The following is a 15,280-nucleotide window of genomic DNA, read 5'->3' as shown; positions in this document are numbered from 1 at the left end:
ACGACGAAAGCACGCGAGCGAAGCGAGCGCGCGCAGCGAGTCCCGGCCCGCCAGCGATCGGGGGCTTTCGAGGCGGCGTTGGTGATACCGAGAGATCGAACAGCAAAAGCAACCCATCCTAGGACCGTCGCGTTCAAATCGCTCGCACCGCGAGAGAGTCGTATGAGCGACGAGGACCACGAGAACCACGACGAGCACGAAGAGCACGAACAGCCGCCCCGTGAGGAGTTCGCGCACGACCCGATCGGGCACGCCGACGTGCGCGGCGGGATGTCGGTGGGCGAGCTGGTCGACCAGTACGGCGAGGCCGGCATCGGCGCCGACGACCTCAACCGCGCCGTCGACATCTACGCGGAGATGCTCGGCGACGACGTGACCAACTTCTTCGGGCTGGCCGGCGCGATGGTGCCGACGGGGATGCGCAAAGTCGTCGCCGATCTGATCCGGGACGGGCACATCGACGTGCTGGTGACGACCGGCGCGAACCTCACCCACGACGCGATCGAGGCGATCGGCGGCAAGCACCACCACGGACGCACCCACGGCGAGGGGACGATGCGCGAGCACGACGAGCAGTTGCGCGACGAGGGCGTCGACCGGATCTACAACGTCTATCTCCCCCAAGAGCACTTCGCGCTGTTCGAGGACCACCTGCGCTCGGAGGTGTTCTCCGAGGTCGAAGAGACCGTCACCATCCAACGACTCACCGAGGAGTTGGGGCGAGCGAACGCCGAGGTCAACGAGCGCGAGGGCATCGACGAGGGCGCCGGCATCGCCGCCGCGGCCTACGAGAACGACGTGCCGATCTACTGCCCGGCCATTCAGGACTCGGTGCTCGGCCTGCAGGCGTGGATGTACTCTCAGACGACCGACTTCGAACTCGACGCGCTCGGCGACATGACGCCGCTGACCGACCGGGCGTTCGACGCCGAGCAGTCCGGCGCGATGGTCGTCGGCGGCGGCGTCCCGAAGAACTTCGTCCTCCAGACGATGCTGGTCGCGCCCGATTCCTACGACTACGCCGTCCAGCTGACGATGGACGACGAACAGACCGGCGGGCTCTCGGGCGCCACCCTCGAAGAGGCTCGCTCGTGGGGGAAAATCGAGAAGGCCGGCAGAAACGCAAGCGTCTACGCCGACGCGACGATCACGCTCCCGCTGGTCGTCGCCGCCGCGCGCGAGCGCATCGGGGAGTGAAGCCTACACACTTCGGCCGCGAGCCTACGACGCCGGAGGCTGAACGGGCGGTATGGAACACGAAACGGCGGTCGAAGACATCGAAACCGAGATCGAGGACGCGATCCTCGGCGGCGAGGCAGCGGCGATCCAGCGCATCCGCGGCGTCGGGGCGGTGCTCGACGACGCGTTTCGCGTGCCCGGTACCGAGATGCGGTTCGGACTGGACCCGGTAGTCAGCGCGTTGCCGGTCGCCGGCGACTGGACGATGGCGCTGATCTCGCTGTACGTCGTCGCCGAGGCGATCAACCTCGGCGTCCCGCGGCACGTTCTCGCGCGGATGGTACTCAACATCGGCATTGACGCCACTATCGGCTCGGTCCCGGTGCTCGGGACGCTGTTCGATGCCGGATGGAAGGCCAATCGTCGGAACGTCGAACTCGTCGAGGAACACGTCGACGCCGACGTGTAAGGGAGTTTACTCGACAGAAAGCGTCAGCGTCGCGTCGGCGCCGTCGGCCAGATCGGCGACCAGATCGCGGTCGAAGCCGAGCGCGGGACTGTCGGCGTTCACCATGATCGTACGCTCGTCGACGTGTTCGCTGGTGCGACCGACGGCGCTGCGCTCGCTCTCGAAGGAGAGATCGGGGTGGCCGCTGCCGGTGACAGTCTCGGTTTGGTCACCGACGGCCAGCTCGGCGGTGATCGTCGCGTCGGCGTCTTGGCAGGCCGCGACGAAGTCGGGATCGAAGTCGGCGGGGGCGCGATCGGCCTCGACCGCGAGGATGCAGTCGCCGGCCGTGGTCAGGTAGTCGTCGGTCGTCACCTCGAACGTGCTCGTGTGTTCTGCGAGCACGTTCTGGTGCCCCGTCGCATGGATCTGTTCTTGCATGGCCGAGCCTTCCCGGCCGCGAAACTTGAGCGCACGCATCTCCGGTCGGGGGTGTCGGGCGACGCCGAACGTCGGTTACTGCTCCCGGACGACGGTGATCGTCACGGCGCCACAGTCGCACTCGTAGGCGCGACGGGTGCCGGACTCCGTCTCCATCGCAAGCATCAGGTGCTCGTCGTCGAGCGCACGGTCGCAGTCCTCGCCCTCGCACGTGCTGGTGAGCCGTTCGAGCATACTACCGACTGGATGGGCAAGCACCCTTAAACTGCGCCTCCCCCGGAGTGAAAGTGAAAGTGAACAGATCGGGTCGTCGGCGCAGCGACTGCCGGCGGTCCGGAGCCTATCGAGAGTAAGACCTATTTCGGTGCCGGACGGTGGAGTCGATAACCGATGCTGGACCAGTGGCAAGGGGCCGCGGTCGAACCGAGCGACGACGACGAGCCGCCGGTCCTCGATGACCCCGATCCAGTCGATATTCCCGGCCGTCCGGACGCGCTCGCCGGAGCGGACGCCGTCGCGTACCGGACGACGTTTCCGGATCCGCGTGACGACGAGGAAACGCGCGCGACGCTCGTCCTCGACGGGCTGTACGCGCACGCACGCGTCTGGCACGACGGCGAGTTGCTCGGCGAGCACGACACCTACTTCCGACCTGCTCGCTTCGAGTTCGAGCCCTCGGCCGACAACGAGTTGATCGTGGAGTGCCGGCGCCCCGACGACGGCTTCGGCGGCGTCCACGAGACAGACCGGTTGCCGGAGAGCGCGCGCGTACCGGGTATCTGGTGGGATGCCCACGTCGAGACGCACGGACCGGTCGCGCTCGTCGACCTGTCGGTGACGCCACGACTCGACGAGAACCGCGGAACGATCACGGCCGAGTTGACCGTCGACGCCGCCGAGCAGATCGACGAGCGCGCGACGCTGTCGCTCCGGCCCGAGGGGTTCCGCGGCGGCGGCGCGATGGAGCGGGTCCACGTGCAGGCCGACGCCGGTGAGCGCGTCACGGTCCAACGCGAGATCGAGGTTCGAGAGCCGCGGCGCTGGTGGCCTCGCGATCTGGGCTCCCAGCACCGCTACACGGTGCGCGCGAAGCTCGACGGCGCGGAGCGGGCGGCGACGACCGGCTTCAGTACGGTGTCGCTCGACGACGACGGACTTCGCATCAACGGCCGCCGTGCCCGCGCACGCGGGGTCAACGTGGTTCCGAGCGAGGATCCCGTCGGAGCTGTCGAGGCCGCGGCGGCCGCCAACGCCAATCTCGTTCGCGCACACGCACACGTCGCCTCGCCGTCGTTCCGCGAGGCCTGCGACGAGGCCGGACTCCTGCTCTGGCAGGATCTCCCGCTATCGGGCCCCGTGGATGTCGACCCCGAACGGGGCGCCGAACTCGCCGACGCACTGGTCGAGACGACTCGCGCCAGCCCCAGCGTCGGCGTCTACGGCGTCCACGACGACCCCGCGGATCCCTTCGAGCAACCGCTGGGAAGCGGCACCATTGCGCGCTCGCGGCTTCGTTGGCGCGCGTGGCGCACCGACTACGACCGATCGACCGCCGACGAGATCGCCGCGACGTTCGACACCGATCGACCGGTCGTCCCGGTCGCCGGCCCGCCCGGCACTGCGCCCGACGCCGCGAATCTGTACCCCGGCTGGGACTACGGCGTCGCCGCGGATATCGACCGGTTGCTCGACCGCTATCCCGGGCTCGGCGAAGTCGTGTCGGAGTTTGGCGCCGGATCGGTCGTCGATCCCGACGGGACCGACTCGGTTCCCGGACTCGCCGATCGCATCGAGGCAAACGACCCGGAGAGGACACAGCGCGAGCAGGCACGGACAGTAAAACGCGTCGGCGAGACGCTGCGGCGCAACGGCGCGGCCGTGGTCGCCGCGTTCGCGTTGCAGGACGCCAGACCGGCGGGCGGGATGGGCCTGCTGGCCGCCGACGGCGGTGAGAAACCGGCCTACAGCGCCCTCGCCGACGCCTACGAGCCGCTACAGGCCGTGCTCGACGACACGCCGCGTCCGGGCACCGTCGGCGTCACGGTGGTCAACGACACGGGCGAGCACGCCGAGGCGACCGTCGAGTGGACGGCCGGCGACCGTGGCGGCTCGTTCGATGCCACAGTCGAGCCGCTCGACAGCGAGTCCGCCGGCGGCGTCAAGATTCCCGACGGCGCCGACGAAGTCGTGCTGACGCTGTCGAACGACGGGGAGGGGGTCACGAACACGTACCGGCTGTAGTCGGCTGGACGCCGTCATACAGGGTCCGATGGGGCTGTTGCTGAGAGTGCGTCGAGCATCGCGGCCGGTACGCGTCGGCGGCGCTCGTTCGCCGAGGGCGTCGAGGACGCGCCGAGCAATCGCCGGGCGGAACGGCGGGACGCCGAGGTTCCTTTTATATGGTTTGGCGGGGGTCGTGAGAACCCTTTACACGGGGAGTCAGGCCGCTTGCTAACTGTTTTCAGGGGTTTGATGACCGGTACTTTTAAATTGTAAGCCCCGTTACTAAGCAGTACCAGAACGTCACCGGCGTTCGGGTAGCATCGCTCGCAGACCAGAATGACAGGCAATCCTTATAATCGGACCGTCATCGTACGTCACGAGCTATTGCTACCCGCCGGTGCGGGTATGGCACAGAGGCTTGACTAACAATGGTAGATGCACAAGAACTCGACGAAGCGGACAACGTCGAACTTACGGAGGACGACCTCGAAAACAAATCGAAAGGACAGCTCATCAAGCTCGCAGGCCAGCTGCGAGACCGGCGAAACGAGCTGAACCAGCTCGCATCCGAGCGCGCATCCAAGCGCGACGACCTGAACGCGAAGACACGCGAGAAGGTCGACGAAGCTCAAGAGCACCGCGAGCAGCGCGACGAGCTCAACGAGCAGGTCCAAGAGCACAAAGAAAAGCGCAACGAGCTCAACGCCGAGGCAAACGAGCTGTTCGACAAGGTCGAGGCCATGAAGTCGGACATGGAGCTCGACGAGGGCAAGGACCTCGAGGAGCTCGAAGAGGAGATCGAGGAGCTCGAATTTAAGCAGCAGACCGAGGTTCTCAGCACCGAGGACGAGCGCGAACTCATCGAGAAGATCGAGGAGAAGCGCGAGGAGTACACGCAGCGAAAGGAGAAACTCGATCAGAACGAGGAGCTCGATGACCTCGTCGAGGAGGCCGAAGAGGTCCGATCGGAAGCCAGTCAGCACCACCAGAAGGTGACCGAGCTCGCCGACAAGGCCCAAGAGCACCACAACGAGATGATCGAGGCCTATCGGGAGGCCGACGACATCCGTGACGACGCCGACGAGATGCACGAGCTGTTCGTCGAAGCCCAAGAGGCCGCCGACCGTCACCACGAGGACTTCGTCCGCGTCCAGAAGCGTCTGCGCGAACTCGACAAGGAAGAAGAACAAGAGCGCAAGTCCGAGCGCGAGCAGGAGAAAGAGGAAGTCGAGCAGGAAGCCGAGGAGATCTACGAGCGCTTCAAGGACGGCGAGACCCTCGACACCGAGGACCTGATGAAGCTCCAGAAGGCGGGCCGTCTCTAAGGATTTCGGGATTCTTCTGCGGTTTTTACGCGCGACAAGCGACTGCTGTCGCCACTGTGTAGCGTCGGCGTCGCAACCGGGAACCACCACGCTTAAACGAGCGAGCGGCTAACCGACGGGTATGGCTACGTTCGAAAAAGCGGAGGGGCGACTGCTGAACAAGATGATCTGCATGCGGTGTAACGCGCGCAACGCCGCCGAGGCCGAGAACTGCCGGAAGTGCGGCTACGGCAATCTCCGCCCGAAGGCCAAGGAAGCCCGCAGCGCCTGACCGCGCCGGATTTTCTACGGACGCCCATCCGATGGAGTCACTACTCCGCGCTGGCATCGCCGCCTACAACGCGGGCTACTACCACGCGGCCCACGACGCGTGGGAGGATCGGTGGTTGGAACTGGAGGAAGGCCACGACGAGCGCCTGCTCCACGGCCTGATTCAGTTCACAGCCGCCGTCCACCACGCGCACGATCGCAACTGGGAGGGAGCGGTCGGACTCGCCGAGAGCGCCGGCGCGTACCTCCGTGAGCTGCCGGCCGACTACCGCGGCGTCAACGTCGGGACGGTCCGCGAGACGCTTTCGACGCTTGCGTCCGACCCCGAGGTGATCGAACGGCGCCGTCCGCCCGAGTTACGGGTCGACGGGCGAGCTGTCGAGTTCACCGATCTCGACATCGGAGCGGTCTGGACCGTCGCGCCACTGCTCGCCGAAGCGGCCGAGAGGTACGACGAAGCGACGATCGACCGCGCCGTCGAGTACGCCCGTGATGACCTCGATGCTGGTGAGGAGGGGAGCCCGTTCGTCACGTTCGTGCTGGATTTCGTTCGTGACGCCGAAAACAGGGGAATCATCTACCAGCGACTGAGCCAGCACGTCGATCGGCGTCGCTCGCGGGAGCGAGATGTCGAAGGCCTGTTCGAGTAACATCGTTCGCGCACGGACGCCGCTGTGTCGCCGCCGTCGCGTAGAGTCGTAGTGCCGCGCTCACGCCTCGGGTTCGTCGACCCGCTCCTCGCCGTCGAAGTGTGCAGAATTGTCTCGCGGCTCGTATCCAAGTGCCTCCTTCGCGCGCTCGATCGAGTAGTACTTGCGGTCGTTGTCCGAGATGCCGTAGACGATTTCGTAGTCGTAGTCGGCCTGCAGGCAGCGATCGAACAGGTGGGCACAGTCACGATAGGAGAGCCACATCGCCTGTCCGCGCTCGTAGTCGATCGGGGGGTGGCCCTCAGTGAGGTTGCCGATGCGCACGCAGACCACGTCCAGTCCGTGCTGGTCGTGGTAGTACCGACCGAGCGTCTCGCCGGCGGCCTTGCTGACGCCGTAGAGGTTGGTGGGCCGAGGGAGTTCGGTGCCGTCGAGACGGAGCTCGTGGTGGTCGCGGTACATCTCGGGCGTGCGCTCGTCGGTCTCGTAGGCGCCGACAGCGTGGTTCGATGAGGCGAAGGCGACCTTCTCGACGCCGGCGTCGACGGCGGCCTCGAAGACGGTCTTGGCGCCGTCGATGTTGTTCTCCAGAACGCTCGACCAGGGCGCCTCAGGGCGCGGATCGCCGGCGAGATGGATCACCGCGCTGACGCCCTCCATCGCATCGCGGATGGCGTCGTAGTCGGTGACATCGGCGACGACGTACTCGCCCGGATGCTCGCCCGTCGGTGGCTCTCGATCGAGGAGTCGCCACTCGTAGTCGTCCGCGAGCCCGCCCAGAATCGCCTGTCCGACGCGCCCGCCGGCGCCGGTCAGCAGCACGGGGTCGTCCATTCGTTCGCCCAGTGGGACAGGGTCGATAAGTACCATGCGATTTAGGGCGCCACGCGACGAGTCACTGACATGGACAACACCGACGCGACGCCGACAACCGGCGAGCGAGCGGCGTTCGAGGCCGGCATCAAGTTCGGCACGCTGTACCACCAGTTCGCGGGCACGCCGGTCAGCCCCGACAATGCGTCCAGTTTAGAGCGCGCCATCGAGGAGTCGATCGAGAACCAGCCCCACTGCGCCGCGGTGTCCGTCGACATCCTCAACGAGCGTCTGGACGCCGCCATCGACCACGGCTACACCGAGTTGACGGGCGAGTTCATGGAGGTCGAGGTCGTCGTCGACTACGAGGGCACAGAGGTCGTCACCAGCATGCAGATGGAGGACGGCTACCCGCTGATGCGCGTCGACGCCGTGCGACGCGACGAGTAGCACGGCCGGGCGGTGCAGGCATTCGCTTTTTACTCGGTCGGGGCGTACTCGGTTGCAATGGTAGATGTCATGGGACACGTGGCGATGGGGCTGTTGTGGGCGCTGCCCGCGTGGATCGTCTGGGACGACCGCGTCAGTCTGGCCTTCGTCGGCTTCGCGGCGGCGGCGTCGATGCTTCCGGACGTGGATCTGGTGCTGTCGTCGCTGTTCCCGGCGGCGATCCACCACCACGGCGTCACGCACACTGTGGTGTTCGTCGTCGGCATCGCGGTCGTGGCCGGCGCGATCACGGCCGCCGCGCTCGCCGAACCGCTGGCGCGCTGGACCAGCGCGCGATTCGACGAGCGATCCACGTTCACATTTGCCACCGCGGGCTACGCTGCCGGCGGACTGAGTCACGTGTTCGCGGACATGCTGTCGGCGCCGGACATCTCGACGCCGATCGAACCGCTCTGGCCGGTCGTCGAGGGGTGGTGGGGGCTCGATCTGATCTGGTACAACTCGCCGTGGTGGAACGCCGGTCTGCTGACTGTCGCACTGGCGGCCCACGCCGCCGTCGTGGTCTCGACTGACTCCTTCGGCGTCGTCTCGGGGCGCGACGCGACGTAGCCGAGACAGACGACATTCGTTTCGAATCGTCGCCGCCGCCAAAGTCGAATCAACGCGCTCGATAGCTCTCGGCGGGATCTTCACTTTCACTTTCGGGCGACTTTTTAACAGTGGGCAGGTTGAACGTGGGGTATGAGCCAGTCGACGCTCGACAACGACGAACTGTTCGGCGAAGCCGCAAACGAGATGCGCGAGGACGTCGAGGCGTCGCTCGACGACGCCCGCGCCGCGCTCCCGGACGGCGACGCCGTCTGGGAGACCGAGGCGGACAACGTGCTCGGCGTGCTCAACGGGCTCCGCTCGGCACTCGACGTGGAAGACGCTCAGTCGGACCTGCGCGACGCCAAGAAGTGGTTCACGATGGGCCAGCGCGCCGACGCCTTCGACGACGCAGAGGACCTCGAAGAGAGCATCGAGGAGGTCGAAGCGCTGATCGAGACGATCGAGGAGGCCCACGATCAGGTCGGCGACCTCACGGCGACGATCCCCGATCTGCGGGGCACGCTCGACGACGCCGCAGACGCCGGTACGGACGCAGACGACGCGGATACAGAGGCCGATGCGGACGCCGAAGAAGCCGAGGCCGAGTGACGACGCCCCGATTGTCGTCGCGCTCAGCGCCGGTCGGGACGGCTCAGGTCCCGCTCCTCGATAGCGTCGAGTAGCGCCGCCAGCGCGTCGGCCCCAAGTTCGAGCAGTTCGTCTCCGCGTTCGGCGTCGCCCGCCTCGGGATCGCCGACGACGCCATTTTCGGTGAACTCCGCCGAGTCGAAGGCCAGATTGACGCCGCTTTGCCACTCGCCCCAGCCGTCGCTGGCGCCCTCGCGGGCGTCCTCGACCCGGTCCTCGCGGACCAGTTCGGGCGCGACGGCGCGCAGCACCGCCGTCTCCAGCGGGCCGCCGTGGCCCATGTCGGCGGCGTGCTCGCCGACCGACTCGAACCACGTGAACGGCACCGCGTAGGCGTCGTCGCGCCGGACAATTCTCCCGGCGACCTCCCGAAGCGCGGCGACGTTGCCGCCGTGGCCGTTGACCAGCACGACCCGGTCCCAGCCGTGGGCGGCGAGGCTGGCAACCGTCTCGCGGACGTACGAGCGGAACGTCTCCTCGGAGACCCACAGCGTGCCGGAAAACTGGCGGTGTTCCTCGGCGACGCCGACGGGGATCGCCGGCGCGACGACGACCTCGCCGTCGTAGCGCTCAGCACCGGCGTCAGCGACCGCCTCGGCGGTCAGCACGTCGGTGCCGAGCGGAGCGTGGGGGCCGTGTTGCTCGGTGCTGCCGACGGGCAAGACGGCGAGGTCCGTCTCGGCGTCGGCGGCGTCGGTCCAAGTCCGGTCGCTCAGATGCACGTGCGTTCCCTGGCGTGCCGGCGATAAATATGTGGGGCCAAGGGGTTTGTGTCCGCCTCGCGTTTTTGCACCCGGGAGAACACAATGGGAGACGACACCGAGACAAACGGGAGCGACAGCCGCGAGATGGGCGTCGACTTCGGTTACCTCGACGACGCGCTCGACGAGCTGTCGTATCCGGTGACGACCGAGAGACTGCTCGACGACCACGGCGACGCCGAGCTGGAGTACGAGGGCGGCAGCGCCACGCTCGCCGAACTGCTCGACCCGATGGGCGGACAGAAGTTCGAGTCGAAAACTGACGTTCAGCAGGCCGCGCTCAACATGGTCGGCGACGACGCCATCGGACGCAAGAACTACAGCGACCGGACGCCGCCGGCGACCGGCGAGGACAGACCGGAGGAAGGCGCGCCCGGCCAAGACACCGACTCCGATCAGGAGTCGCTCTAGGTGCTCGGTTCGGGGAGAAAGGAGCGCCTACCGGACGTGACGGGCTGGCGACGGCATCGAAGCGAGTCCTTACTCGCGGCAAGCACTCGCCGAACGGTTCGAAACGGTGGGGCGGCTTTTCACCGAAACCGCTCAATCGAGAGGGGAGTGGGACATGACCAGCGTACAGCACGGATCTGGCGGACAGTCGACGTGCCGAGTGACGAACGGGAGAGCGACGCACCGGCGCCGACCGAGAGGCCGGGGGCCGAACGTGCGGGCAAGCCCACGCGTCCGCCGGGGTGGTTCGACGTGACGCCGTCGGACGACCGATCTGGAGGGAGCGGCGCCGACTCGAAGGCGGCTGCGACCGACGCCGCGGCGTCGTTTCTGGACGGACGCCGCCTCGTCGTGATGTCGAATCGCCAGCCCTACAGTCACGAGTACGACGGCGACGAGGTCGTCGTCAACCGACCGGCGGGCGGGCTGACCGCCGCGCTCGACCCGGTGATCCAAACCGTCGGCGGCACGTGGGTCGCGTGGGGGAGCGGCGAGGCCGACCGCGTCGTCGCCGACGACGACGTGGTCGAAGTGCCGCCCGAGGATCCCGCCTACGACCTGCGGCGGGTGTGGCTCGACGAGGAGCAGGTCGACGGCTACTACTACGGCTACAGCAATCAGGCGCTGTGGCCGCTGAGCCACTCGGACACGACCCGGGCGACGTTCTCGCGCGACGACTGGAAGTGCTACCGCGAGGTCAACGAGCTGTTCGCCGAGGCCGCCGTCGAGGCCTGTGACGACGCCGATCCGGTGATCTGGTTTCAGGACTACCACTTCGGACTGGCCCCGCAGATGGCAAGAGAGCGCCTCGGCGAGGACGCATTCCTCATGCAGTTCTGGCACCTGCCGTGGACCGGCTGGGACGTGTTCCGAGCCTGTCCGCAGGCCGAGCAGTTGCTCGACGGCCTGCTGGCCAACGACTTGCTTGGCTTTCACACGGCGGCGTACTGCCAGCACTTCCTCGACACCGTCGAGGCGACGACCGACTACGACGTCGACCGAGGAACTCGCTGTGTCAGACAGAACGACCGCCGGACGTACGTTCGGCCGTTCCGAATCGGCATCGACGCCGACGCGCAGGCCGCCGCGGCCGACACCGACGAAGCGGCGTCGTTCTGGGAGACGTTCGCGGACGCCCACGGGCTCGAGGATCGGCGCGTCGGCGTCGGCGTCGACCGGCTGGACTACACCAAGGGAATCGTCGAACGCCTCGAAGCGCTCGAACAGTTCTTCGAGACCCGCCCGGAGTGGCGCGGCGAGTTCACCTTCGTCCAGAAGGGCTCCGAGAGCCGAAGTCGCATCCCCGCCTACCGGAAAGTCCAAGAGCGCGTCGAGGCGAAGGTCGCGGACATCAACAGCCGCTTCGGAACGACCGACTGGCAGCCGATCGTCTACACGACCGAGATGCTCTCTGGAGAGGCGCTGGCGGGGCTGTACCGCCACGCCGATCTCTGTCTGGTCACGTCCCTGCGCGACGGGATGAACCTCGTCGCCAAGGAGTTCGCCGCCGCCCAGCTCGACACAACGGGCGTGCTCGTACTCTCGGAGCTCGCGGGCGCCAGCGACGAACTCGGCGACGACGCGGTGTTGATCCACCCCTCGGACACGCCCGCCGTCGCCGACGCCATCGAGCGCGCGCTGTCGATGCCCGCCGACGAGCGCGAGCGGCGCATGCGCGGACTCCGCGAGCAGGTCCTCGACGCCGACGTGTACGAGTGGATCGCCAGCCAGTTCCGGACGGCCGAACGGATCGAGCGCCCCGGCCCCGAGCAGGAATCCGCGGTCGACGCCTGACAGATGGGCGGCGACGACGCCGTCCCGGCGACGCTTCGTTCGACGTTCGAGCGGCGGCTCGACCGCGCCGACGGACTGCTCTTTCTCGCGGACTTCGACGGCACGCTCGCACCGATCGTCGAGGATCCGACAACGGCCACGCCGCTCGACGGCGTTCCCGAGAGCCTGCGCGCGTTACGAGACACCGACCGGATCGCCGTCGGGCTGGTCAGCGGCCGCGCGCTGGCGGATCTCCGCGAGCGCGCCGGCGTCTCCGGCGTCCACTACGCCGGAAATCACGGGCTGGAGTTGCAAGCCCCCGCGGCCGAGGGCGAGGACGCCGACCCCGAAATCGAAATCCATCCGGACGCCGCGGCGGCGGCCGACGCCGTCGGCGAGGTGGCCGGCGACGTGGCGTCCCGAATCGATGGCATCGACGGCGCCGCCGTCGAGGACAAAGGCGTCACTGCGACAGTCCACTACCGCGGCGTCGACGAGAGTGCAGTGCCTAACGTACAGCGCGCGGTCGAGGCCGCCGTCGCGGACGCCGATGCCGACCTGCGGATCACGTCCGGCAAGAAGATTTTCGAGATCCGGCCCGCCGTGGACTGGGACAAAGGCGCCGCCGTCGAGTGGTTGCGCGATCGACTGGTCCCCGACGACGAGCGCTGGCTCACCGTCTACGTCGGCGACGATGTGACCGACGAAGACGCGTTCGCTGCGCTGGACGACGGCGTCGGCATTGCGGTCGGGCGGACGGAGACGGCCGCCGAACACGCGCTCTCCGATCCCGAGGCAGTGCGGGCGCTCGTGGGCTGGCTTGCGGGGACGGGGCGGCGTCACGTCGCGGGCGACGCCGACGGTGAGGCTTGAGGACGGTGTCGACGGCCATCGAGGAGGGCGTCGACGGCCAGCCGTCACCTCGACCGGTCAGTCGTCACCGTCTGCCTCAGTTCTGGCCTGCCGCCTCGCTGCGCGTTCGACGAACTCGTCGGGTAGTTCGTCGATTTCGCCGGCTTGGACGCCCCAGAGGTGGGCGTACAGCCCGTCGTTGTCGATCAGCTCCTCGTGGCGCCCGCGCTCTTCGATCCGGCCGCCTTCGAGGACGACGATCTCGTCGGCGTCCTTGATCGTCGAGAGCCGGTGGGCGATCGAGAACGTGGTCCGATCTTCGGTCAGTTTGTCGAGGCTGCGCTGGATCAGCATCTCCGTCTCGGTGTCGACGTCGCTGGTCGCCTCGTCCAGCACGAGGATCTCGGGGTCCCGAAGCACCGCGCGTGCGATCGAGATGCGCTGGCGCTGGCCCCCCGAGAGCTTGACGCCGCGCTCGCCGACCTCGGTGTCGTAGCCGTCAGGGAGATTCTGGACGAACTCGTGGGCCTCGGCGGCTCTGGCGGCCTCGATCACGTCCTCGCGATCGGCGTCGAACGCGCCGTATCGGATGTTCTCCTCGACGGTGCCGTAGAACAGGAACGTGTCCTGACTGACGTAGCCGATTTGGCGCCGGAGGCTGGGCAGCGTCACGTCGCGCACGTTCGTCCCATCGATTCGGACCTCGCCCTCATCGACATCGTACAGCCGCATGAGCAGTTTGAGGATCGTCGACTTGCCCGCGCCGGTCGGCCCGACGAGCGCGAGCGTCTCGCCGCCCTCGACGTCGAAGCTCACGTCCTCGATGATGGTCTCGCCGTCCTCGTAGCCGAAGGTGACATCGTCGTACTCGACGCAGCCGTCCTCGACGACCAGCTCCTCGGCGCCGGGGTCCTCCTCGATCCGGGCGGGTTCGTCCATCAGCCCGAAGATGCGAGCGCTGGAGGCCCGAGCGCGCTGGTACATGTTGATGATCTGTCCGAATTGGGCCATCGGCCAGATAAAGCGCTGGGTGAGCAGGATGAACGTAACGAACTCGCCGGCCGACAGCGGGATCGTGAAGATCCACGGTGCCTCCCCGCCCTCGCCCGCGAGTACCCACAGCCCGCCGACGAGGAACGTCGCGACGAAGCCGATCCCCGCGAGGATCCGCAAGCCCGGGAAGAACTTGATCCGGGTGCCGATCGCGTCCCAGTTGGCATCGAAGTAGTCCTGCGAGACGTCCTCGACGCGGTCGGACTCGTAGGGCTCGGTGTTCGAGGACTTGATCACCGTGATCCCGCCGAGATTGTTCTCCAGCCGGGAGTTGACCTTGCCGACGGTCGAGCGCACCTCCTTGTACTTTGGCTGGATGATCTGGATGAACTTGTAGGTGAAGAGGCCGATCAGGGGCACCGGCAGCAGGGCCACGAGCGCGAGCTGCCAGTTGTAGATGAACAGCACGCCCGCGATGCCCACGACCATCACGAGCAGGCGGAACATCGAGTTCATCCCGTCGTTGAGAAAGCGCTCCAGTCGGTTGACATCGTTCGAGAGAATCGACATCATCTCGCCGGTCTGTTTGTCCGCAAAGAAGTCCATGTTCAGCCGCTGCATCTTGTCGTACGTGTCGGTGCGAACGTCGTGCTGGATGTTCTGGGCGAAGTCGTTGAACCCCCAGTTTCGAACCCAGTGAAAGCCCGCGGCGGTGAAAAACGCCCCAGCGATCAGCGCGACGGTGAGGAGTAACTGGCCCTGTTGGTCGGCCGGGATCACGCTGTCGGGCACGAACCAGATGCTCGAGAACTCCTTGTTCTGTTCGAAGATGGCGTCGAGCGCGAACCCCAGCAAAATCGGCGGCACGAGATCCAACAGGCGGGCGAACAGGCTGCCGACAACCCCGACGGTCGCCGAGAACTTGTAGTCTCCGCCGTAGACCCGAAACAGCCGGCGCATCGGGTTCTCGACCTGCTCCCGCTGCTCCTCGAAGGGATCGTCCTCGTCGAGATCGACGCCGCTCATGACCCCGCTCTAGCGGATAGCCGTCTAAAAGCGTTTGCGAGTGACCCGAACGGTGCCGGTTTCTCGGGCCTCGCAAATTGGAGTGTGGCGTCCCGCCGCTCAGAGTCGGCGGTCTTCGGCATCGGCGTCGATGCCGGCGGCTGCGAGGTCCTCACGAATGCGCTCGCGCAGCGGATCGGGGACGGTGTCGCGACCCACTGGAACGGCCGTCTCGCCGTCGTCTTTGACTTTCCAGTAGAGCACGCAGTCGCTCGGCTCGTAGTACTCGATGCTGAAGGCGTCTCCGGCGCCTTGGTAGTGTACCCGCGCCGCGAAGTCTTCGGCGCGCCACCCCTCGCGGTCCGCGAGCGCGTCGACGTGCTCACCCATGTCTCTCCCTGCTGTCGG

Annotated in this window: 18 protein-coding genes; 12 read left to right on the top strand and 6 right to left on the bottom strand. The window is 67.0% G+C overall.

The features are described 5' to 3' along the window. The first annotated feature begins 162 nt into the window (after nt 1-162). Complete coding sequence (locus CRO01_RS07695) at nt 163-1,197, top strand: deoxyhypusine synthase (RefSeq protein ID WP_097008554.1); 1,035 nt, start codon at nt 163-165, stop codon at nt 1,195-1,197. A 52-nt stretch (nt 1,198-1,249) separates the two neighbouring features. Then, complete coding sequence (locus CRO01_RS07690; protein WP_097008553.1) at nt 1,250-1,648, top strand: DUF4112 domain-containing protein; 399 nt, start codon at nt 1,250-1,252, stop codon at nt 1,646-1,648. Nucleotides 1,649-1,654: 6 nt separating this feature from the next. Here the strand turns inward: CRO01_RS07690 and CRO01_RS07685 are convergent, their stop codons facing one another. Together CRO01_RS07685 and CRO01_RS16600 are read right to left on the bottom strand one after the other, a co-directional pair. Beyond that, nucleotides 1,655-2,068: a DUF371 domain-containing protein gene (locus CRO01_RS07685; protein WP_097009155.1), complete on the bottom strand. Its 414-nt coding sequence runs from the start codon at nt 2,066-2,068 to the stop codon at nt 1,655-1,657. Nucleotides 2,069-2,143: 75 nt separating this feature from the next. Beyond that, the gene (locus tag CRO01_RS16600; protein WP_179747429.1) at nt 2,144-2,302 is read right to left on the bottom strand and encodes a hypothetical protein; all 159 of its coding nucleotides are present in this window, start codon (nt 2,300-2,302) and stop codon (nt 2,144-2,146) included. Nucleotides 2,303-2,458: 156 nt separating this feature from the next. On the opposite strand from CRO01_RS16600, the gene CRO01_RS07680 reads away from it, so the two are divergent. The 4 genes from CRO01_RS07680 to CRO01_RS07665 all read left to right on the top strand — a co-directional run bounded on the left by CRO01_RS07680 (nt 2,459) and on the right by CRO01_RS07665 (nt 6,536). Beyond that, a complete protein-coding gene (locus tag CRO01_RS07680; protein ID WP_097008552.1) occupies nt 2,459-4,309 on the top strand; it encodes a glycoside hydrolase family 2 in 1,851 nt (616 codons plus the stop codon). A 410-nt stretch (nt 4,310-4,719) separates the two neighbouring features. Beyond that, entirely contained in the window at nt 4,720-5,616 is an 897-nt protein-coding gene (locus tag CRO01_RS07675; RefSeq protein WP_097008551.1) for a coiled-coil protein, read from the top strand. A 121-nt stretch (nt 5,617-5,737) separates the two neighbouring features. Then, nucleotides 5,738-5,887, top strand: a complete 150-nt coding sequence (locus tag CRO01_RS07670) for a 50S ribosomal protein L40e (RefSeq protein WP_097008550.1) — start codon at nt 5,738-5,740, stop codon at nt 5,885-5,887. 31 nt (nt 5,888-5,918) lie between these two features. Further along, nucleotides 5,919-6,536: a DUF309 domain-containing protein gene (locus CRO01_RS07665; RefSeq protein WP_097008549.1), complete on the top strand. Its 618-nt coding sequence runs from the start codon at nt 5,919-5,921 to the stop codon at nt 6,534-6,536. Nucleotides 6,537-6,596: 60 nt separating this feature from the next. On the opposite strand, the gene azf is transcribed toward CRO01_RS07665, so the two are convergent. Next, nucleotides 6,597-7,370, bottom strand: a complete 774-nt coding sequence (gene azf, locus CRO01_RS07660) for an NAD-dependent glucose-6-phosphate dehydrogenase Azf (RefSeq protein ID WP_097008548.1) — start codon at nt 7,368-7,370, stop codon at nt 6,597-6,599. Nucleotides 7,371-7,439: 69 nt separating this feature from the next. Here azf and CRO01_RS07655 point away from each other — a divergent pair, with 69 nt between their 5' ends. The 3 genes from CRO01_RS07655 to CRO01_RS07645 all read left to right on the top strand — a co-directional run bounded on the left by CRO01_RS07655 (nt 7,440) and on the right by CRO01_RS07645 (nt 8,999). Then, on the top strand, nt 7,440-7,799 hold the full coding sequence (locus tag CRO01_RS07655; RefSeq protein ID WP_097008547.1) for a dihydroneopterin aldolase family protein: 360 nt from the start codon (nt 7,440-7,442) through the stop codon (nt 7,797-7,799). Between the two features lie 57 nt (nt 7,800-7,856). After that, complete coding sequence (locus CRO01_RS07650; RefSeq protein ID WP_097008546.1) at nt 7,857-8,408, top strand: metal-dependent hydrolase; 552 nt, start codon at nt 7,857-7,859, stop codon at nt 8,406-8,408. 132 nt (nt 8,409-8,540) lie between these two features. Further along, nucleotides 8,541-8,999: a DUF5790 family protein gene (locus CRO01_RS07645; protein ID WP_097008545.1), complete on the top strand. Its 459-nt coding sequence runs from the start codon at nt 8,541-8,543 to the stop codon at nt 8,997-8,999. A 23-nt stretch (nt 9,000-9,022) separates the two neighbouring features. Here CRO01_RS07645 and CRO01_RS07640 read toward each other — a convergent pair whose 3' ends face one another. Next, nucleotides 9,023-9,760: a creatininase family protein gene (locus CRO01_RS07640; protein WP_097008544.1), complete on the bottom strand. Its 738-nt coding sequence runs from the start codon at nt 9,758-9,760 to the stop codon at nt 9,023-9,025. Nucleotides 9,761-9,844: 84 nt separating this feature from the next. Here CRO01_RS07640 and CRO01_RS07635 point away from each other — a divergent pair, with 84 nt between their 5' ends. The 3 genes from CRO01_RS07635 (at nt 9,845) to otsB (ending at nt 12,895) form a co-directional block, all read left to right on the top strand. After that, a complete protein-coding gene (locus CRO01_RS07635; RefSeq protein WP_097008543.1) occupies nt 9,845-10,210 on the top strand; it encodes a DUF5789 family protein in 366 nt (121 codons plus the stop codon). Between the two features lie 192 nt (nt 10,211-10,402). Next, on the top strand, nt 10,403-12,043 hold the full coding sequence (locus CRO01_RS07630) for an alpha,alpha-trehalose-phosphate synthase (UDP-forming) (RefSeq protein WP_310731933.1): 1,641 nt from the start codon (nt 10,403-10,405) through the stop codon (nt 12,041-12,043). 3 nt (nt 12,044-12,046) lie between these two features. After that, the gene (gene otsB, locus CRO01_RS07625) at nt 12,047-12,895 is read left to right on the top strand and encodes a trehalose-phosphatase (protein WP_097008542.1); all 849 of its coding nucleotides are present in this window, start codon (nt 12,047-12,049) and stop codon (nt 12,893-12,895) included. A gap of 57 nt (nt 12,896-12,952) precedes the next feature. Here the strand turns inward: otsB and CRO01_RS07620 are convergent, their stop codons facing one another. Next, nucleotides 12,953-14,893 (bottom strand): ABC transporter ATP-binding protein, encoded by a 1,941-nt coding sequence (locus tag CRO01_RS07620; RefSeq protein WP_097008541.1) that lies wholly within the window; start codon nt 14,891-14,893, stop codon nt 12,953-12,955. Between the two features lie 99 nt (nt 14,894-14,992). Continuing rightward, the gene (locus CRO01_RS07615) at nt 14,993-15,262 is read right to left on the bottom strand and encodes a DUF7538 family protein (RefSeq protein ID WP_097008540.1); all 270 of its coding nucleotides are present in this window, start codon (nt 15,260-15,262) and stop codon (nt 14,993-14,995) included. Nucleotides 15,263-15,280: the final 18 nt, after the last annotated feature.

Source organism: Natronoarchaeum philippinense, from assembly GCF_900215575.1.
Classification (GTDB): domain Archaea; phylum Halobacteriota; class Halobacteria; order Halobacteriales; family Natronoarchaeaceae; genus Natronoarchaeum; species Natronoarchaeum philippinense.
Note: the sequence above shows the minus strand (reverse complement) of the source record. Positions and strands in the feature narration are given on the sequence as shown.